This is a genomic window from Mesorhizobium sp. ORS 3428 (assembly GCF_001854785.1).
In the GTDB taxonomy this organism is placed as follows: Bacteria; Pseudomonadota; Alphaproteobacteria; order Rhizobiales; family Rhizobiaceae; genus Mesorhizobium.
In genome coordinates this window covers 1-19,656 of record NZ_MDFL01000106.1, presented here as the reverse complement: position 1 = coordinate 19,656, position 19,656 = coordinate 1, and the positions used below count along the sequence as shown (strand labels likewise).

Sequence of the window (19,656 nt, the reverse complement as noted above, 5' to 3'; positions counted from 1 at the left end):
TTACTAGACTTTGTCGATTGCTATTTTTGAGGCGTTGTTGGAACGGCATTCCCAGGATTCGGCCCTTGGTGGTTTTTCTTACCCTACAAAAGCGAGGATTCCGGCTCGTCAAAGCGTGCGACATGGCCTTGGCTGGCCTGCAATCGGCCAGTAGGGCGGCCAGCCGAAGCCAAAAAGCCGTTTGTTCGACGGTGCTTGGCCATTCCGAGCGGCAGGGATAGCATCGTTCCGAGCAGACAAAACCTTCAGAACGGAGAAAAGACATGGGTGGAAGGCTGGCGGGCAAGGTCGCCATCATTTCGGGCGGTGCGACAGGCATGGGCGGGGCGGCGTCCGAGCTGTTCGCAGCCGAAGGCGCCAAAGTGGCGATCGTCGACCGCAACGGCGAGGCGGCGGGCAAGACCGCCGCGGCGATCCGGGCGCGCGGCCATATCGCCGAGCATTTCGTGGCAGATGTTTCGGACGAAGCGCAGGTCGAAGCGGCAGCGAAGGCGGCGGCGGAAAAATTCGGCCCGGTCACCGTGCTGTTCAACCACGCCGGCACCATCGTCATCAAACCGTTCCTGGAAACGACACTGCAGGAATGGGACTGGCTGCATGGCGTCAACGTCCGCTCGATGTTCCTGATGACGCGCGCGGTGCTGCCCGGCATGATCGCCGCTGGCGGCGGCTCGATCGTCTGCACCTCGTCGATCTCGGCAGTGGCGGCCACGCCGAACGAGGTGCTCTACGACACCACCAAAGGCGCCTGCCACATGTTTGCCCGCGCCATCGCAGTGGAGTTCCGCGACCGCAACATCCGCTGCAACGCCGTCTGCCCCGGCTTCATCCGCACGCCCCACGGGCTGCGCGAGGTCGCCGACCTCGGCAAGCTCGGCGTCGACGTCTCCGACGCGGCGATGGCCGCGCAGCAAGGCCGCATCGGCGAGCCGGAGGAAGTGGCGAAAGCGGCGCTGTTCCTGGCCAGCGACGAATCGAGCTTCGTCAACGGCGCGCATCTCTTCGTCGACAATGCGTTCACGGCGATTTGAGGCGTTTGCTTTCTCGGGGTTATGACTTCCAGCGTCGCGCCGCCCCTCACCTGCCTGCCGGCATCCTCTCCCCGTAGAGTGACGGGGAGAGGGGCGCTCTCATCGATGGTTTCGCCAATCTCAAGCGCAGCAGGAAGAATGCCAAGGCCGCAGCCAGCCCCCTTCTCCCCGTCACTATGCGGGGAGAAGGTGCCGGCAGGCGGATGAGGGGCGGCGCCAGCCTGGCCAGCGTGACACCATTGCTACCGTTCCTCCCTCCGGAACGGCTTCAGCAGCGCGGATGGCGCCACCGCATTGCGTGACATGAATGCCATGGCGATGATGGTGAAGATGAAGGGCAGCATCAGGAACGCTTCGTAGGGAATGTGCCCGAGGCCGCTGGCCTGCATCCTGAGCTGCAGCGCGTCGACGAAGGCGAACAGCAGCGCTGCTCCCGCCGAGCGCCACGGATCCCAGCGACCGAACACGACCAGCGCGATCGCTACCAGCCGCGCCCCGAGACGACGCCGAAGGTGAAGGCATTGAACTGCGCCATGGTGAGGAACGCGCCGGCGAGCCCCATCAGCGCGCCGCCGAGGATCACCGCCTGGAAGCGTGTGGCGATGACGCTGACGCCGGCGGAATCGGCGGCGCGCGGGTTCTCGCCCACCATGCGCACGGACAACCCCCATGGCGTGCGGTAGAGCACGAAGGCGGCGAGCGGCACGGCGATAACAGCGAGATAGACCAGCGTGAACTGGTTGAATACCGCCGGGCCGAGGATTGGTATGTCTGAAAAGAGCGGGATCGGCACCGRCTGAAAGCCTTTGATGCTCGGCGGCACCGATTGCTGGCCGAAGATCAGCCGGTAGAGGAAATAGGCAWGGCCCGAGCAGAACAGCGTCACGCCGATGCCGCAGACATGCTGGCTGAGGCCGAGCGCCACCGTGWAGATCGCATGCAGCGCGCCCATCAGCGCGCCGACAAGCACGGCCACCAGCACRCCAAGCCACAGGCTGCCGCTCAAGCTCGCGGCAGTGAAGCCCGCCATGGCGGACAACAGCATGATGCCTTCGATGCCGAGATTGAGCACGCCGGCGCGMTCGGAAAACATCTCGCCCAGTGTGGCGAAAGCGAGCGGCGTGGCGATGCGGATGATGGCGGCGAGGAAGCCGACCTGGAATATCTGCTCGAACACCGCGCTCATGCGGCAGCTCCCACGCRGCGGATCCGGTAGGCGGTGAAGAGCAGCGCCACCAGCATGGCAAGCAGCGCCGTGCCCTGGATCACGTCGCTGAGGAAAGCCGGCACGCCGGTCGCCCGCGACATCGCCTCGGCGCCGGTCATCACGGCGGCGAGGAAGAGTGCGGCCGGCACCACGCCGAGCGGGTTGAGCCGCGCTAGCATCGCGACGACGATGCCGGAATAGCCATAGCCGGGCGAGATGTCGCTCATCACCTGGAAATGCACGCCGCCCACCTCGCCGACGCCGGCGAGYCCGGCCAGCGCACCGGAGAGCAGCGCGGTCGACAGCAGCACACGTTGCACGTTGATGCCGCCATAGCGCGCGGCTTCCGGATTCTCGCCGGTGACGCGGATGCGGAAACCAAGCGTTGTGCGCGCGATCAGGAACCAGCAAAGCGGTGCCGCGATCAGCGCCACCACGACGCCGATATGCAGCCTTGTGCCTTCGATCAGCACCGGGAAATTCGCGGAATCCTCGATCGGCGGCGAGATCGGATAGCCGCTGAAGCTGTCCTTCCACGGGCCCTCAATCAGCGCCATCAGCGCATAGTAGATGACCGAGTTGAGCAGCAGCGAGCTCACCACATCGTCGACCTTGAATTTTGCTCTGAGCGTCGCCGGCACAAGGGCGACAACGGCGCCGGCGGCAGCGCCCACCAGCGCCATCAGCAACATGGCGAGGTAGCCCGGCATCGGGATTGCGCCGATGGCGCAGCTGGCAACGGCGCCGGCCAGCAACTGACCCTCGGCGCCGATGTTCCAGAACTTGGCGCGGAAGGCGATCGCAACCGCCAGGCCGGTGAAGATCATCGGCGCGGCGCGCACCAGCGTCTCGGTGATGGCGTAGCTGTCGCCGAGCGAAGCCGACAGCATGACGCCATAGGCCTCGATCACGCCGGCGCCGGCGATCGCGATCAGCCCGCTGCACAAGACCAGCGCGACGGCGATGGCCAGCAGCGGCAGCGCAAGATTGAACCAGGCGGGTGTGGAAGTGCGCGCTTCGAGACGAAACATCAGGCGCGGCCCTCCGCRCCATGATAGCCGGCCGACAAACRCCGCAGGCTGGACGAGTACTTCCTCAAGCGTCGGCGCAGCGCCTCATTCGCCTGCCGGCCCCTTCTCCCCGTATAGTGACAGGGAGAAGGGGGATGACCGCAGCCTCGGCGCTCTTTCCTGCAACGCTGGCGATTGGCAAAATCGACGGCGATAGCGTCCCTCTCCCCGTCTCTATACGGGGAGAGGATGCCGGCAGGCAGGTGAGGGGCGGCGCCGGCGTCCGCAATCAGAGGCAAGCTCATCGCTCTAGGCCCTCCCTTCCGCACCGGTCATCATCAGGCCGAGCCTCGCGACGGTGGCTTCGGTGCTGGAAAGCGTGCCGGCGATGCGACCCTCATACATCACCGCGATGCGGTCCGAGAGCATCAGCAATTCCTCGAGGTCCTCGCTGATGACGATGATGCCGCAGCCCTTGCCGCGCATGGCGAGAAATTTCTCGTGGATGAAGCGGGCCGCACCGATGTCGAGGCCGCGCGTCGGCTGCGAGACGATCAGCACCTTCGGGTCGAAGGCGAGCTCGCGCGCCAGCAGCGCCTTCTGCAGATTGCCGCCCGAAAGTGCGCCGGCGCGCACCATAGGGCCGGGACAGCGTATGTCAAAGGCCTTGATCTGCGCTTCGGYGAAAGCGCGGATCGCGGCGGGATTGAGCAGACCCTTGCGACTGAAGGCCTCGGTGCCGATACGCGGCAGCACCATGGAGTCGGCGAGCGGCAGATTGGTGACCAGCCCGGTCGTCATCCTGTCCTCGGGTATGCGGCCGAGGYCGAGCGCCTGGAGCTCGCGCGGCGAGAACTGCGCAACCGCTTTGCCGGCTATGATCATCGAGCCGGCATTGGGCGCCAGCATGCCGGAAATCACATCGGCGAGCGCCCGCTGGCCGTTGCCGGAAACGCCGGCAATGCCAAGGATCTCGCCCGCCCGGACAGAAAGCGAGACGTCGCGCAGCGGCGTGCCGGCATGACCCAAGGTGGAGATGCCGTCCAGCGTCAGCACGGAGGCGCCCGGCGTCGACTCCCCCTTCGCCGGAGGCACGATCTCGTGGCCGCACATCAGCTTGGCCATCTCCGCCGAGGTGGTGCCCGCCGGATGATCGACGCGGCCGGCGACCTTGCCGTGCCGCAGCACCACGCAGCGATGCGTGAGCGCCCTGACCTCATTGAGCTTGTGCGAAATGAAGATGATGCCGAGCCCTTGGGCCGCCATCGAGCGCAGCGCGGCAAACAGGCCATCGACTTCGGAAGGCGCCAGCACTGCTGTCGGCTCGTCGAGGATCAAGAGCCTGGCGCCGCGAAACAGCGCCTTGATGATTTCCAGCCGCTGCTGCTCGCCGACCGACAGCGCCGACACCCGCAGGTCGGGATCAAGGCTCAAGCCATGCTGGCGGCCGATCTCCTTCAGCCGCGCCAGCCCGCCGGCGCGGTCGATCCGGCCCGATTTGCCGGCAATACCGATCAACAGATTTTCCAGCACCGTCAGCCGCGGCGCCAGGTGAAAATGCTGGTGCACCATGCCGATGCCGGCGGCAAGCGCATCGGCGGAATTGTGGATGGCGACCGGCCTGCCCTCGACCAGGATCTCGCCGRCATCCGGCGCATAGGCGCCGAACAGCACGTTCATCAGCGTCGTCTTGCCGGCGCCGTTCTCGCCGAGCAGGCCGAGGATCTCGCCGGGCGCGACGCTGAGATCGATCGCCTCGTTCGCCTTGACGGCGCCGAAGCTCTTGGTGATGCCGCGCATTTCGATCAGAGGGGCGGACAAAGGTGCTCCTGGGGGGTACGACGTTGGAGCTGAACACCCTCCCCCTTGTGGGGAGGGTCGGCGAGCAAGGGACGCGAAGCGTCGTTGGCGAGCCGGGGTGGGGGTACGGCGCCGACCCCCACCCCGCTCCGCTTCGCGGATCGACCCTCCCCACAAGGGGGAGGGTGAAAGATCAATCCGAAACCGGCGTGTTCTCGTCGACGTCGACGCGGAAATTGCCTTCGAGTATCTCGGCCTTCTTCTTCTCGACCAGCGCCTTGACCTCTGCCGGCAGCGTGTTGTCGAACTTGTGGTAGGGTGCCAGATAGGAGCCGCCCTTGGCCATGCGCGAGAAGTCGCCATAATCCTGCGCGGTGAAGACGCCGGCCTTGACCAGTTTGATCGCCTGCTCGACCGTCGGATACATGTCCCATACCGGGCCGGTGATGACCGTGTCCGGGCCGAGGCTCGACTGGTCGGACATGTTGGAAATAGCGTAGATCTTCTTCTCGACCGCCGCCTCGATGACGCCGAAACGCTCGGCATAGATGACATCGACGCCGGCGTCGATCTGCGCCACGGCCGCCTCCTTGGCCTTCGGCGGATCGAAGAAGGAGCCGATGAAGGCGACCTTCTTCTTGACGTTCGGATTGACCTCCTTGGCGCCGGCAAAGAAGGCATTGACCAGCCGGTTCACCTCCGGAATGYCCATCGCCGCGACGGCGCCGACCGTGCCCGACTTCGACATCTTTCCCGCGATCATGCCAGAGAGATAGGCGGGCTCATGGATCCAGTTGTCGAAGACGCCGAAATTGGGTTCGGCCGGACCGGCACCGGAGCCGAACAGGAAAGCGGTCTTCGGGAACTGCTTGGCGGTCTTTCGCTATTCGCGCTCGGCGGCGAAGGCGTCGCCCAGCACCAGCTGGTAGCCGCCCTGCGCATATTCGCGCATCACGCGGCTGAAGTCGGCGGTCTGCACCTTTTCCGACCATTTRTATTCGATGCCCAGCTCCTTCTCGGCCTTCTGCAAGGCGACATGGATCTGATTGTCCCACGGCTCCTCGATCGGCGTGGCGAAGATCGCCGCCACCTTCAGCTTCTTGTCCTTGGCGAAGGCGCCATTCGGCAGCGCGGCCGCCGCGAGACCCAACGCGCCGAGTTCCAGCACATGGCGCCGCGACAGGCCGGCGCGTTGCGTTCTGCTATGATCGTTTTCCATTGAAGTTCCCCTGTGCTCGACGGCCGTGTCGAGCCGGCCGTTCAAGAAATGTCTGACGCCAGGACTATGGAACGGCGCCCGACTTTTGTCCACATGGTCAAATTTGCTGTCGATCGTTTTGAGGCAGCCGGCACGGCCGACGGAACAGAGACGCGAAGGATYGCCGGCGTAACCGCCTAGTCCAGATCGAACCGTGCGATCACCGGCACATGGTCCGACGGCTTCTCCCAGCCGCGTGCTGCCTTCAGGATCTCGTAGCCGGCAAAGCTCGGCACCAGATTGGCCGATGACCAGACATGGTCGAGGCGCCGGCCGCGGTCCGAGGCCTCCCAGTCCTTCGCGCGATAGCTCCACCAGGTGTAAAGTTTTTGCTCGGCGGGCACGTTGAGCCGCATCAGGTCGACCCAGCCGCCGGCCTGGCGCATCGCCTCGAAGCTTTCCGTCTCGACCGGCGTGTGGCTCACGACATTGAGCAGCTGCTTGTGCGACCAGACGTCATGCTCCTGCGGCGCGATGTTGAGGTCGCCGACCAGGATCGAGGCATCGGCCTCGCTCGCCGGCACGCCGTTCATCTCGTAGACGAAATCGAGCTTGTGCCTGAATTTCCGATTGATTTCCGGGTCCGGCTCGTCGCCRCCGGCCGGAACGTAGAAATTGTGCAGCAGGATCGACCTGCCGCCGGCCTGCACTTTGACCGACAGATGACGGCTATCGTCGATCTCGCAGAAGCGCCGCTTCTCGACCAGCTCGATCGGGCGCCGCGCCACGGTCGCGACGCCGTGATAGCCCTTCTGGCCGTGGAAAAGGATGTGCTCGTAGCCCGCCTTGCGGAAGGCCTTTTCCGGAAAGAGCTCGTCCGGGACCTTGGTTTCCTGCAGGCACAGCACATCCGGCGCGTGCTCGTTGAGCAGCCGCTCGACGATCGGCATGCGCAGGCGCACGGAGTTGATGTTCCAGGTGGCGATGGTGAAGGGCATGCGGCGAGGTCCGGAAAGATCGCCGATCTACTGCCAGTTGCGCGCAAAGACAAGCGGACGATACTTGGCAATGCGCAGGCGCCGCCCCTCATCCGCCTACCGGCACCTACCCCCCGTGAAGGACGGGGAGAAGGGACAAGCTCCRKCRCTGRCGRCCCCTCTCCCCGTYCTTCACGGGGAGAGGGTAAGGGTGAGGGGCAGCGCCAACGCTGGAGGCCTTACCGAATTTACCGCGTCTTCGTGTTGAGCTCGCGATTGGCCGTGTAATCGATGGCGAACGTGTCGGGCGGGATGGAGACACCTTCTTTGACGTTGAAGATCATCACCGTCGTGTCCTTGCCCTGCGCGTCGGTGATCGTCCATTGGCGCAGCTCATAGGTCTTCGGATCGAACATCATGGTGATCTTCGCATTGCCGAACACCGACTTGTCGGAAAGCTGGATGGTGGTGAGGTCGTCCTCTTCCTTGACGCTCTTCACCCGCCCGCCCGAGAGATCGATCTTGTCATCCAAGAGCAATTTGAGCGGCGTCTTCGACAGCGGATAGAGGTCGGAGGTGTTGAGCTTCTTGTTGAGGATGACCACCGACTGGCCGTCGGAGATCACCCGGAAATTCGAGGCGCCGTCATAGTTGAAGYGGATCTTGCCTGGACGCTCGAGGAAGAACTTGCCGCCGGTCTGCTCGCCCTTCGGCCCGAACTGCACGAACTCGCCGCTCATCGATTTGACCGAGGAGAAGTGGTCCGCGATCTTTTGCGCCGCTGGCGGAACCGCAGCCTGCGCCCGGGCCAGAAGCTGGAAGCCCGGCATGACATTGATGGCGGCCGCGCCCGCGAGCACGAGGCCAAGGCCGAGCACCTGCCTGCGGGTCGGGGCGAATTCGATTTGGGCGTTGGTCTTCATGCCGGTCACTTTCTGTGATTTCGTGTCGTCGCAGTCTCTGGACCCCCAGTTGGGCCTAAGTTTGGCGGGTCGCGCGGCGCTCCGTCGCACGAACGCGCCGGAAGGTTCAAAGTTGCCGGCCGTCGACCTGGCCTAGAGCGGTTCACCCGTTTCGCCGGAGCAGCGGACCACTCTATCTCTTTGTTTTCACGCAATTCCGGACGGAAAACCGCTTCACACCTTTCCTGGAATTACCCTAGAATTTGTCCTCTTCCGTTGGCACCAGTATCTCGCGTTTGCCGGCATGATTGGCTGGGCCGACAATGCCTTCCTTCTCCATCTTCTCGATGATCGAGGCGGCACGGTTGTAGCCGATGCCGAGCCGGCGCTGGATGTAGCTGGTCGAAGCCTTGCCGTCGCGCAGCACCACCGCCACCGCCTGGTCGTAGGGATCGTCGGAATCCTCGAAATTGCTGCCGCCACCGCCGCCGGAGCCGCCCCTGCCCGAGGCGCCGTCCTCGTCGTCTTCCCCGTCATCCTCGGTGATGGCGTCGAGATATTCCGGAACGCCCTGCAGCYTGAGATGGGCGACGACCCTCTCGACTTCGTCGTCCGAGACGAAGGGGCCGTGGACGCGCTGGATGCGGCCGCCGCCGGCCATGTAGAGCATGTCGCCCATGCCGAGCAGCTGCTCGGCGCCCTGTTCGCCCAGGATCGTGCGGCTGTCGATCTTCGACGTCACCTGGAAGGAGATGCGGGTCGGGAAGTTGGCCTTGATCGTGCCGGTGATGACATCGACGGATGGGCGTTGCGTCGCCATGATGACATGGATGCCAGCGGCGCGCGCCATCTGCGCCAGGCGCTGCACCGCGCCTTCGATATCCTTGCCGGCCACCATCATCAGGTCGGCCATCTCGTCGATAATGACCACKATGTAGGGCATCGGCTCGAGATCGAGATCCTCGGTCTCGTAGATCGCCTCGCCGGTCTGGCGGTCGAAACCGGTCTGCACCGTGCGCGAGATTTTTTCGCCCTTCTTCTCGGCCTGTTGGACGCGTGCGTTGAAGCCGTCGATGTTGCGCACGCCGACCTTGGACATCTTGCGGTAGCGGTCCTCCATTTCGCGCACCGTCCACTTCAGCGCCACCACCGCCTTCTTCGGATCGGTGACGACAGGCGTGAGCAGATGCGGGATACCATCATAGACTGAGAGTTCGAGCATCTTCGGGTCGATCATGATCAGCCGGCATTCCTGCGGCGTCAGCCGGTAGAGYAGCGACAGGATCATTGTGTTGATGGCCACCGACTTGCCCGAGCCGGTGGTGCCGGCGACCAGCACGTGCGGCATCTTGGMGATATCGACGATGACGGCCTCGCYGTTGATCGTCTTGCCGAGCGCCAGCGCAAGCTTCGCCTTGGTGGTCTCGAAATCGCGGCTCGCCATGATCTCCCTGAGGTAGACCGTTTCGCGCTTGGCGTTCGGCAGCTCGATGCCGATGGCGTTGCGACCTGGCACGACGGCGACGCGGCAGGCGATCGCGCTCATCGAGCGCGCGATGTCGTCGGAAAGGCCGATGACGCGCGACGATTTGATGCCGGGCGCGGGCTCCAGCTCGTAGAGCGTCACGACCGGGCCGGGGCGGACATGGATGATCTCGCCCTTGACACCGAAGTCCTCCAGCACGCCTTCCAGCAGCCGCGCATTCTGCTCCAGCGCGTCCTTCGACAGGCTCGGATCGCGGGCGACATTCTTCGGCTCGGACAGGAAATGCAGCGACGGCATCTCGAACCTGCCGGAGCCGATCAGCGAGGTCTGCGCCTCGCGCTGGACGCGCGCGCCCTGCACCGGGCGCGGCGCAGGCGCCTCGACGCGGGTCGCCGCGTCGGAGCGGAAATTGCGGACGGTGGCGCGACGCTGGACGGGCTCATCGTCGTCGAAATCGACGTCTTCTTCGTCGGCGAAGTCATCGTCATCGACCGGGTCGACCGAAGCGCTGCGGTCGTTGACCATGGCGGCGAAGAATTCCGGCTCGACGCGGGCGCGGCCGCCAGGGCTCATGCGCGACTCGGCGAACTCGGCCGATTCGACGCGCTCGGCCGCACGCCGCCAGGCGCTGGCGCGCGGCTCCAYCTGAGGCTCGAACTCGTCCCGCTCCTGCCTGCGTCGCGCGGCGCGGCGGTGCAGGAATGCACGGAAGGAAAGCCACCAGTGAGTGATGGCGCCGAGCGCCAAGATGCCTTCATCGCCTTCGTCGTCATCCTCGTCGAAGAGCGGGTCGTCCTGCTCGCGCGGATCGGGTTCGCCGGCGCGTTCCATGACGGCAAAGCCGTTCTTGCGCGCGATCAGTGCCGAGCCGTAAGCGAACAGCCAGAGAGCCGGCACGGCCAGGACGACGGCGATGATGCCGGCGAAAAGGCCCTTCGGGTAGCCGCCGACGGCGATGCCGGGGATCTTCAGCACCATGTCGCCGAACACRCCGCCGAGACCGGTCGGCAGCGGCCAGGTGTTGGGCGGCGTGACGCAGCCGGCGATGGCAGCCGCAAGCAGCGCGAAGCCGAACCAGGCCAGTCCGCGCCTGGGCAATCTGTCGACGCCGCGCGCGGAGAAGAGCAGGAAGCCCCAGATCACGGTAGGCACCAGGCCGGCGACGGCGGCAAGGCCGAAGAACTGCATGGCGAGGTCGGAAAACACCGCGCCCGGATAGCCCATGGCGTTGGTGACGATGTTGTTGGTGGCGTGCGAGAAGCTCGGATCGGCGACGTTCCAGGTGGCGAGGCTGGCGACGCCGAAAGCGGTGAACACGAACAGGCCGGCGCCGATCAGCCGCCCGACCTGGCGCCGCGCGAACGCCTGKATGCCGTGCCCCGTGTCGGTCAACGCGAGCGGTGCTGAAGCCCCTGAACGCATGCCTCTTTCCCCGTCTGTAATTTGCCTGGCCCGGGCGAATGACGCACTTGGGCAGATTCGAATGCCAGACTATCGGCGGGAAGGTTAAGGCTRCATTAAGCATAATGATCGCGAGGGCGAGTCCAACGGGATGTCATGGGGACGAGACCTGCGCGCCGCACATATGGTCGCAGCGGGCTGCGGCTGAGACGATGCCGGCGCATCGCATGCGGCTCGCTGAAGGCCCAAGCTACGCCGAATCACCAATGACAGCCTTCAGGCTACTCATTCACCATCCGGGTGAAATCCGATTGACAGAATCGCGCGGCTCATAGTTTTTCCCGAACGTGGATAGGGCTAAGGGGGATTTCCATGCTTGAAGTTCTGATATTTGGCGGACTGGCCGTGTTCGTCGGTATCGTCTGGTGGTTCAGCCGCAAACTTCCGTGGCCGTTCGAGCATCAAGGCAAGCGATACTACCGGTACCACGACGGCCGTTTCTTGGACGCCAAGAAGGAACCTGTCACCGACGCTGCAATGGTGACGGTCCTGCAGGATGYGTGGAAAGCATCCAAGGAGCAGGAGGCACGCAGTCGGGAGTGGGACGTTCCCGCGGGCGACTGAGCCCTACGGCGATTGTTCAATGCCGAGCCGACGGGTCGGTTCTCATTTTCCTTGAACGACAATGGCGGGCGCGACGGCCCGCCATCGACAAAAATGCGGTCACTTGTGGCCGGCATACTGCATCAGGCTGGCGCAGAATTCGGCGTGGGGCTTGCTCATCGCCGCGTCCTGGCACTCCTTCATCATCGCGTCCTGCTTGTCCTTCGCCGTCGCGRCCCAGGCCGCCTTGAAATCGGCCTCGGACTTCATGGTCTTCATGCTGGCATCGGTGAAGAACGGCGCCATGTTGTCAGGTTCGTCGAGCGCACCGGCCAATGYAACGCCGCTGATCATGGAAAAAGCAAGTGCCCCGAGGAAGATATTCTTGATTTTCATTTGYTGGTTCCTTCCCTTTGTTGTCGACCGCCCAAGCGACGATCRCCATCCCAGTACGGAACGGGCCGGATCGATGTTTCAGACGGCGCATTTGATCACCCGAATGTGATTGACAGCGCGCAGGAGAGCCACGGGACAAAAAGGAGGCCCGGAAGACCTTCCGGGCCTCAAGGCGTGAGCCCTGTGGAGAGCGTCACGACGGGATCTTGGGAGTAGATCCAGGAACTGCGCTGCGTCTTTCCGTCCGGAATTGCGCAGAGCGAGTTATTCCGGGACCGGCGGGGAGAGAGCGCCGGTCCGGCGCAATTCCAGGAAAAGTGCGAAACGGTTTTCCGTCCGGAATTGCGTTAAAACAAAGAGATAGAGCGGTTCTGTGTTTCCGGGAAACGATGAACCGCTCTAGGCAAAGGCGGGCCTTACGGCACCACTTCGCCGTGGAGGGTGACGTCGAGACCCTCGACCTCTTCCTGCTTGTTCGGGCGCAGGCCAACCAGCGCCTTGACGATGTAGAGGATCACGAAGGTGGCGATYGCCGTCCACAGGATGGTGAAGACGATGCCGTAGACCTGCGTGGCGACCGAAGCGCCCTTGCCGAGCGTGTTGATCGCCGGATCGGCGAGCGCGCCGGTGAGAAGGGCGCCGACGATACCGCCCACGCCGTGCACGCCGAACGCATCGAGCGAGTCGTCATAGCCCATCGCATGCTTCAGCTTGACCGCCGACAGGTAGCAGACGACGCCGGCGACGATGCCGACGATGAAGGCGCCGGTCGGGTTGACGAAGCCGGAGGCCGGGGTCACCGCGACGAGACCGGCGACAGCGCCCGAGATGATGCCGAGAACCGAGGGCTTCTTGGCGACGATCCATTCGGCGAACATCCAGGCCAGCGCCGCGGCGGCGGTGGCGACCTGCGTGTTCATCATCGCGGCACCGGCGAGGCCGTCGGCGGCGAGTTCCGATCCGGCGTTGAAGCCGAACCAGCCGACCCACAGCAGCGATGCGCCGATCACCGAATAGACGAGGTTGTGCGGCGCCATGTTGATGGTGCCGTAGCCCTCGCGCCTACCGAGGACGAGCGCGCAGACGAGACCCGCGACACCGGCGTTGATGTGAACGACCGTGCCGCCGGCGAAGTCGAGCACGCCGGCCGAGCCGAGGAAGCCGCCGCCCCACACCCAGTGCGCGATCGGCGCATAGACGAAGACCAGCCACAGGCCCATGAAGATCAGCAGCGCCGAGAWCTTCATGCGCTCGGCGAAGGCGCCGGTGATCAGCGCCGGCGTGATGATGGCGAAGGTCAACTGGAACATCGAGAAGACGAACTCAGGGATGTTCGCCACGCCCGGCGCCCACAGCGTCGCGGTGGTGATGCCGTGGTGGAAGAATTTCGAGAAGCCGCCGAGATAGGCGTTCGTGCCRCCGCCATCGGAGAAGGCGAGCGAATAGCCGAACATGAACCACAGCACCGTCACCAGGCAGGTGATGGCGAAGCTCTGCATGATGGTGGCGAGCACATTCTTCTTGCRCACCATGCCGYCGTAGAACAGCGCCAGGCCCGGAATGGTCATCATCAGCACTAGCGCCGTCGAGGTCAGCATCCAGGCGGTGTTGCCGGTGTCGAGCGCGGGCGCGGGTGTGGCCGGCGCCGCGGBGGTCGCCGGAGCCGCGGCCTGCTGCGCGAAGGCGGCGACCGTGCTGAGCGCTACGAGAGCGAGCGAAGCGCCCGCGCGTCCCGTCGTCTTCAAGGGGGAAGGAATATTCATTGAACTCTCCGTTGGAATAGCTGGTCGCCGCTCAGAGCGCGTCGGTGTCTGTTTCGCCGGTGCGGATGCGCACCGCCTGGTCGATGCCGAAGACGAAGATCTTGCCGTCGCCGATCTGGCCGGTCTTGGCGRCCGAGGAGATGGCCTCGACGGCCTTCTCGACCATGTCGGCGCCGACGGCGACTTCGATCTTGATCTTGGGCAGGAAGCTCACCGCGTATTCCGCGCCGCGATAGATTTCCGTATGTCCCTTCTGACGCCCGTAGCCTTTGACTTCGGTGACGGTCAGGCCCTGGATGCCGACGGCGGTGAGCGCTTCGCGCACCTCGTCGAGCTTGAACGGCTTGATGATTGCCATCACGATTTTCATAAGGTTTCACCCTYTGCTGTTGCGGTCGCCCGCGTTTGCACGACTTCGCCGATCCCCGTGAGAGCCGGACGTGGCTGACAGGATTCAAGCTCCGTGCCAGTTGCCGAGGCAGGGTCTTAACCTGTTGTAAACAAAGGGGATGGGGGGCCAGTGCACGTTATTCGTGCACGGGCCTATCAAGGCACCTGATCAATAATTAGGCAAAATTTCAAAAATGCCCCTTTTCTAGGCTTTAGCTCGAAGCCGGCTTACCGTTTCAGCCGAATGAGCCCTTCCTGGGCAACCGAGGCGATCAGGGTTCCGTCCCGCGCGAACAGTGAGCCGCGCGTGAAACCGCGCGAACCTTGCGTCGAAGGACTGTCCTGCGTGTAAAGGATCCAGTCGTCCAGCGAATGGCTGCGGTGGAACCACATCGCATGGTCGAGRCTGGCCGCCTGGAWGTCGCGGTCGAAAATGGYGCGGCCATGYGCGAAGGTCGATGTGTCGAGCAGCGTCATGTCGGAAAGATAGGCGAGCACGGCGGCCTCCGTGGCACGGTCCTCCGGCACCGGACCGGTGGTGCGGATCCAGATGTTCTGCTCCGGCTCCAGCTTCTCGCGGCTGGTATAGTGCTTCRGCATCACCGGCTTCATCTCGATCGGCCGGTYGCGCTCCCARTAGCGCCTGATGYCCTCCGGCACCGCCTCGCCGAACTTGCCGAGCAGCTCGCGCTGCGACAAAAGCGTGTCGGGCGCCGGCACGTCGCGCGGCATCGGCAGCTGGTGCTCGAGGCCGACCTCGTCCTGCTGGAACGAGGCTTCCAGCGAGAAGATCGCCTGGCCATGCTGGATCGCGACCACACGGCGCGTGGTGAAGGAGCCACCGTCGCGGATGCGGTCGACCTCGTAGACGATCGGCACCTTGGTGTCGCCGGGCCGCATGAAATAGCCGTGCAGCGAATGCACATGGCGCTCGGGCTCGACCGTGCGCTGGGCCGCGACCAGCGCCTGCGCGATGGTCTGGCCGCCGAAGACGCGCTGCCAGTCGACCTTGGGACTGCGACCACGATAGAGGTTGTGTTCGAGCTGCTCGAGGTCGAGAATGTCGAGGAGCTCGTCCATGGCTGCCGTCATGTTCCACGTCCTTCGAAGATGTGTCATGGCGGGTTTCGGACAGGACAGGCAGGCAGTCAAGCCGCTACGGCCGGCGCGGAGGCCGCAAGCCGCGAAAGGAAAGTGCCATGGTCAAGGCGGATGGAACTGGCGAGGCTTCRCTGGATGTGCTGGTGGCGGGCGCAGGCTATGTCGGTCTGGCCGCCGCCGTATCAATGAAGCAGGCGCGCCCCAGCCTCGGCGTCGCCATCGTCGACGCGGCGCCCGCCGGCGTCTGGCAGAAGGACGGCCGCGCCTCGGCCATCGCCGCCGCTGCCTGTCGCATGCTGGAGCAGCTCGGCGTCTGGGATGAGATCGCGCCGGAGGYGCAGGCGATCACTGAGATGATCATCACCGACTCGCGCGCCGCCGATCCCGTGCRCCCGGTGTTTTTGACCTTCGACGGCGAGGTGGCGCCCGGCGAGCCCTTCGCGCATATGGTCGCCAACCGGGTTCTCAACGGGGCGCTGYGCCGGCGCGCCGAAAAGCTCGGCATCGACATCATCGAGGGCATGGCCGTCAGCGCTTTCGACACCGGCAGCGCCGGTATCTCCGTGCATCTGGCCGACGGCGCCGCGCTCAGAGCGCGGCTGCTGATCGCCGCCGACGGCGTCAACTCGAAGCTGCGCGAGATGGCCGGCATCAAGACAGTGAAATGGGAATACGGCCAGTCCGGCATCGTCTGCACGGTGGCGCATGAGCGCCCGCATAATGGCCGCGCCGAGGAACATTTTTTGCCGGCCGGCCCCTTCGCCACGCTGCCGCTGAAGCCCGCAAAGGACGGGACCAACCGCTCGTCGATCGTCTGGGTCGAGCGCACGGAAGATGCAAAAAAGCTGGTCGAGGGCGACGAGTTCGTCTTCGAGCATGAACTGGAGCAGCGCTTTGGCTTGAAGCTCGGCGAGATCCACGCCGCTGACAAGCCGCGCGCCTGGCCGCTCGGCCTTACCCTTGCCCGGGCTTTTGTGGCACCTCGCATCGCGCTCGCCGGCGACRCCGCCCACGGCATCCACCCGATCGCCGGGCAGGGCCTGAACCTCGGCTTCAAGGATGTCGCCGCGCTCGCCGAAGTGGTGGTCGAGGCCGATAGGCTCGGCCAGGACATCGRCGCGCTCGACGTGCTCGAACGCTACCAGCAATGGCGACGCTTCGACACGCTGCAGATGGGCATCACCACCGACGTGCTGAACCGGCTGTTTTCCAACGACATCGGCCCGCTGCGCGCCGTGCGCGACATCGGCCTCGGCCTTGTCGAGCGCATGCCGAGGCTCAAGGACTTCTTCATCCGCCAGGCCTCTGGACTTTCCGGCGACACGCCAAGGCTATTGAAAGGGCAGGCGATCTAACACCCAAATAATGTAGTAACGACCACAGCAATCAGAATTCCGTACACGAACCGGCCGATTCTGGACTTCTTCAGCCAGTCCCCAAATAGCATTCCAAGTAGGTCAGCTATTTCGGCCGCCACATAAGCCACTACTTCCAATTTGCGCCACGGAGCTGTGAAGGACCCGATTGATGTGGGTACAGCTCGCTGTCTTTCAAAGGGGCTGCACCGGTCAATTGACTTCAAAGCCGAGTTTCTGYCGCAACCTCATCATCCGCTGGTCGGTGATCCGCAGGCGTTGTTCGCCGCCCTGCGCCACACGGTTCAGCATCCGTAGCAGATCGTCCCGCTCGTGCGGYAGGAGGCGCTCGCGCAGGAACGGCGCCAGCTTGTCGATGACGATCGTCGTGTCGTCGATCTGCGCGGCGGCCCATTTGGCGTAGACGACCGCCTCGTCGGTTTTCTTCGGGCTTTGYGCGATCTCCGAAATTACCTCACGAATGACGGCTTCGCACCCCGGCAGGATCGGAGCATGCTCCGACACGATCGCGGTGATCAGCGTCGCGGCCGCCACGACCGGATCGTCGATGGCCGTCAGCGGTGACAGCGCGGCCTGCTTGCGCAGCTTCTTGCGGCGGATGTTGCCCTGCACGCGGCCGATGACATCGGCGACCTCGTTCGCCGCCTCGTTCATCGCCTTCAACCGATACCACCAAATGGCCGCTGCTCCGAGCAGTCCAAGTATGGCGATCAGGAAAGGCATGCCGAATTCCCCCGAAATCCCGACAACGATAGGAGAATAGCGGCATCGCTTCAACGCGAGACGGTTGCCTCAGCTGAAGAATCCCTGAAGGCCATTATCAAAGCGGACTGCATCAATCGTGCCGCAACTGCCATGGCCGCCGGTCATGGCTCCGGTATGTCGTAGATCGCCCTGACCTCGACGGTGCCGAGTTCGGCCAGCGGAATACCCTCGGCGATCTGCAGCGCCTCGTCGAGATCCGCCGCCTCAACCATGACGAAGCCGAGCAATTGCTCCTTGGTCTCGGCGAACGGGCCGTCGGTGACCAGCCGCTTGCCCTTGCGCCGGCGCAGCGATTTCGACGTCTTCACCGGCTGCAACGCCTGGGCGATGATCAGCTTTCCCTGTTGGTCGAGCCACCTGTCATAGGCAAGCGAATCGGCGTCGAGCTTGGCTGCCTGCTCCCGGGTGAGCGCGAAAAGGTCCTTCTCCTCGCCATAGACCAGCAAGACATATTTCATTTCAGTTCCCTTCCTATGATGAAGCATATGAAGCGATGGCGACGCTGTCGGCCTTGCTTGCGACCGCCGCATGGTCGAGCAGGCATGCCGCGATCCCGATAATAGCCGCGGCTGCCGCGAGCCGGCCGAAGCCGGACTGGGGCGGATCCAGCCAGAAATCTACCGATCGCTGAGCCCTTCGGCCCGGGCGGCTCCAAAGCGCGAAAAACAGATTGTCCATCCTGAACCTCCATCTGCCGAAATCGGTGGCCGCTCGCAGGACGGTCCGGCCGCGGGGAAGTCGACATTTTTGCACGCGCATTTTTTGCAAAAAAATTTTTTGGCGATGCGCCGATGCAAGCGTGATCAGGCCAAGGGCATGGATGGTCTTCCGGCGCCGCCGCGCTATAGTCACCAGGAGCGCCGGCGCCCCGCCGGGCGCAGACCCCGACAAAGTCAGGAGGACTCCATGGACCGCACAGCAAACGCCGTCTGGAAGGGCAATCTCAAGGAAGGTAGCGGCACGCTGGACACCCAGAGCGGCGTTCTGAAGGCCACGCCCTACTCCTTTAAGACGCGCTTCGAGGACGAGAGCGGCAGATCCGGCACCAACCCGGAAGAACTGATCGCCGCCGCCCACGCCGGCTGCTACGCCATGCAGCTCTCCCACTTCCTCGCCGAAAACGGCACGCCGGCTACCGAGCTCGACGCCAGGGCGGTCGTGACGCTGGTGCCGGGCACCGGCATCACCGGCAGTGYGATCACCCTGGTCGGCAAGGTGCCGGGCATCGACGCGGCAAAGTTCAAGGAGCTCGCCGAGAAGGCCAAGGCCGAATGCCCGGTCTCGAAAGCGCTCGGCGCCATCAATGTCTCGCTCGACGCCAGGTTGGGCTGAGTAATGTCCTGATGGGTTGGCGCCGCCCCTCACCTGCCTGCCGGCATCCTCTCCCCGTATATTGACGCTCTCATCAATGATTTCGCCAATCGTCAGCGTTGCAAGAAAGGCGCCGACCCTGCGGCCGGCCCCTTTCTCCCCGTCACTATACGGGGAGAAATGCCCGGCAGGGCAATGAGGGGCAGCGCCTGCTTCAACAATGATCTGAAAAAGCGCTATTGCCCGCCCAAAGCCTCGATCTTCGCGCGCAGCGCAGCGACTTCTTCTTCAAGCGCTCGCACGCGCGCTTCGAGATCGGAATCCGACGACGGCGCCGGCTGCCAGGCTGCTGCAACCGCCGCTGCCTCCACCGGCCCGCTGAGCAGATGCACATAGCGCTCCTCTCGCCGCCCGGGCGCGCGCTCGAGCAACTGCACGAGCGGCGGCCGGCGGCCGATCAGCAGGTCGAGATTGTCGCGAAGCTCGTCCACCGAGRCAAAGCGCGCCATGCGTTCCGACCGCGCGAGCAGCTCATGCGCCGTCTGCGCGCCGCGAAGCAGCAGCAGGCCGACGATCGCGATCTGCGGCGTGGTCAGCGAAAAGCGCTGCGCCATCAGATGCTCGTAGCGCTCGACCCGCGAGGCGAAGGCCTGGCGCACCAGGCCCTTCTGCTCGAGCTGGCCAAGCGCCCGCCTGACCTCGGTGAGCTCCAGCGCCATCACCGGCTCACGCGCCGTCTTCTGATTGGCCGCCGCGTGCGCGCCGTTGAGCGTCAGCGGATAGACATCCGGCGTCAGCTCCTTCTTCTCGATCAGGCAGCCGAGCACACGCGCTTCGACGGGATTAAGGACGGGGAGATCGGTCATTGGGTTGGCATCCTTTTTGGCGCTGGAGGGACAGCCCCCCTCTGGCCTGCCGGCCATCTCCCCCGCAAGGGGG

At 64.5% G+C, this 19,656-nt stretch carries 17 protein-coding genes and 2 pseudogenes; 4 read left to right on the top strand and 15 right to left on the bottom strand.

All coding sequences use genetic code 11. The annotated features are described in order from the left end of the window. Positions 1-263: 263 nt before the first annotated feature. Positions 264-1,031, top strand: a complete 768-nt coding sequence (locus ORS3428_RS09935; protein WP_071096940.1) for an SDR family NAD(P)-dependent oxidoreductase — start codon at positions 264-266, stop codon at positions 1,029-1,031. A gap of 242 nt (positions 1,032-1,273) precedes the next feature. Here the strand turns inward: ORS3428_RS09935 and ORS3428_RS09930 are convergent. From ORS3428_RS09930 to ORS3428_RS09900, 7 genes and pseudogenes are all read right to left on the bottom strand, one after another. After that, positions 1,274-2,217 (bottom strand): annotated as a pseudogene (locus tag ORS3428_RS09930) (ABC transporter permease). Next, entirely contained in the window at positions 2,214-3,269 is a 1,056-nt protein-coding gene (locus tag ORS3428_RS09925; protein ID WP_071096937.1) for an ABC transporter permease, read from the bottom strand. The pseudogene ORS3428_RS09930 and the gene ORS3428_RS09925 overlap by 4 nt, the downstream one beginning before the upstream one ends. A gap of 288 nt (positions 3,270-3,557) precedes the next feature. Further along, on the bottom strand, positions 3,558-5,069 hold the full coding sequence (locus ORS3428_RS09920; RefSeq protein ID WP_083355078.1) for an ABC transporter ATP-binding protein: 1,512 nt from the start codon (positions 5,067-5,069) through the stop codon (positions 3,558-3,560). A gap of 172 nt (positions 5,070-5,241) precedes the next feature. Next, positions 5,242-6,267, bottom strand: a pseudogene (locus ORS3428_RS33930) (BMP family protein). Between the two features lie 176 nt (positions 6,268-6,443). After that, complete coding sequence (locus tag ORS3428_RS09910) at positions 6,444-7,244, bottom strand: exodeoxyribonuclease III (RefSeq protein WP_071096933.1); 801 nt, start codon at positions 7,242-7,244, stop codon at positions 6,444-6,446. 227 nt (positions 7,245-7,471) lie between these two features. Continuing rightward, positions 7,472-8,146, bottom strand: coding sequence for an outer-membrane lipoprotein carrier protein LolA (locus ORS3428_RS09905; RefSeq protein WP_071096930.1), 675 nt, complete (start codon positions 8,144-8,146; stop codon positions 7,472-7,474). A gap of 235 nt (positions 8,147-8,381) precedes the next feature. After that, the gene (locus ORS3428_RS09900) at positions 8,382-11,033 is read right to left on the bottom strand and encodes a DNA translocase FtsK (protein ID WP_071096928.1); all 2,652 of its coding nucleotides are present in this window, start codon (positions 11,031-11,033) and stop codon (positions 8,382-8,384) included. 351 nt (positions 11,034-11,384) lie between these two features. On the opposite strand from ORS3428_RS09900, the gene ORS3428_RS09895 reads away from it, so the two are divergent. Next, entirely contained in the window at positions 11,385-11,636 is a 252-nt protein-coding gene (locus tag ORS3428_RS09895; protein WP_071096926.1) for a hypothetical protein, read from the top strand. Between the two features lie 99 nt (positions 11,637-11,735). Here ORS3428_RS09895 and ORS3428_RS09890 read toward each other — a convergent pair whose 3' ends face one another. The 4 genes from ORS3428_RS09890 to tesB form a co-directional block, all read right to left on the bottom strand. Beyond that, complete coding sequence (locus tag ORS3428_RS09890) at positions 11,736-12,011, bottom strand: hypothetical protein (RefSeq protein WP_071096924.1); 276 nt, start codon at positions 12,009-12,011, stop codon at positions 11,736-11,738. 416 nt (positions 12,012-12,427) lie between these two features. Continuing rightward, positions 12,428-13,756, bottom strand: a complete 1,329-nt coding sequence (locus ORS3428_RS09885) for an ammonium transporter (RefSeq protein WP_443136849.1) — start codon at positions 13,754-13,756, stop codon at positions 12,428-12,430. Between the two features lie 49 nt (positions 13,757-13,805). Then, complete coding sequence (locus tag ORS3428_RS09880) at positions 13,806-14,144, bottom strand: P-II family nitrogen regulator (RefSeq protein WP_071096920.1); 339 nt, start codon at positions 14,142-14,144, stop codon at positions 13,806-13,808. A 248-nt stretch (positions 14,145-14,392) separates the two neighbouring features. Then, positions 14,393-15,256: an acyl-CoA thioesterase II gene (gene tesB, locus ORS3428_RS09875; protein WP_071096917.1), complete on the bottom strand. Its 864-nt coding sequence runs from the start codon at positions 15,254-15,256 to the stop codon at positions 14,393-14,395. A gap of 107 nt (positions 15,257-15,363) precedes the next feature. Between tesB and ORS3428_RS09870 the strand changes: the two genes are divergently transcribed. Then, positions 15,364-16,620, top strand: a complete 1,257-nt coding sequence (locus tag ORS3428_RS09870) for a ubiquinone biosynthesis hydroxylase (RefSeq protein WP_071097005.1) — start codon at positions 15,364-15,366, stop codon at positions 16,618-16,620. Between the two features lie 213 nt (positions 16,621-16,833). Here the strand turns inward: ORS3428_RS09870 and ORS3428_RS09865 are convergent, their stop codons facing one another. The 3 genes from ORS3428_RS09865 to ORS3428_RS33920 all read right to left on the bottom strand — a co-directional run bounded on the left by ORS3428_RS09865 (position 16,834) and on the right by ORS3428_RS33920 (position 18,258). Beyond that, entirely contained in the window at positions 16,834-17,364 is a 531-nt protein-coding gene (locus ORS3428_RS09865) for a hypothetical protein (protein ID WP_071096915.1), read from the bottom strand. Between the two features lie 143 nt (positions 17,365-17,507). Beyond that, positions 17,508-17,864 carry a YciI family protein gene (locus ORS3428_RS09860; protein ID WP_071096913.1) on the bottom strand — a complete coding sequence of 119 codons (357 nt, stop codon included), beginning with the start codon at positions 17,862-17,864 and terminating at the stop codon, positions 17,508-17,510. 13 nt (positions 17,865-17,877) lie between these two features. Next, positions 17,878-18,258 carry a hypothetical protein gene (locus ORS3428_RS33920; protein WP_244507909.1) on the bottom strand — a complete coding sequence of 127 codons (381 nt, stop codon included), beginning with the start codon at positions 18,256-18,258 and terminating at the stop codon, positions 17,878-17,880. A 54-nt stretch (positions 18,259-18,312) separates the two neighbouring features. Between ORS3428_RS33920 and ORS3428_RS09850 the strand changes: the two genes are divergently transcribed. Then, complete coding sequence (locus ORS3428_RS09850) at positions 18,313-18,738, top strand: OsmC family protein (RefSeq protein ID WP_071096909.1); 426 nt, start codon at positions 18,313-18,315, stop codon at positions 18,736-18,738. Positions 18,739-18,953: 215 nt separating this feature from the next. On the opposite strand, the gene ORS3428_RS09845 is transcribed toward ORS3428_RS09850, so the two are convergent. Then, positions 18,954-19,583: a YceH family protein gene (locus ORS3428_RS09845; protein ID WP_071096906.1), complete on the bottom strand. Its 630-nt coding sequence runs from the start codon at positions 19,581-19,583 to the stop codon at positions 18,954-18,956. Between the last annotated feature and the right edge of the window lie 73 nt (positions 19,584-19,656).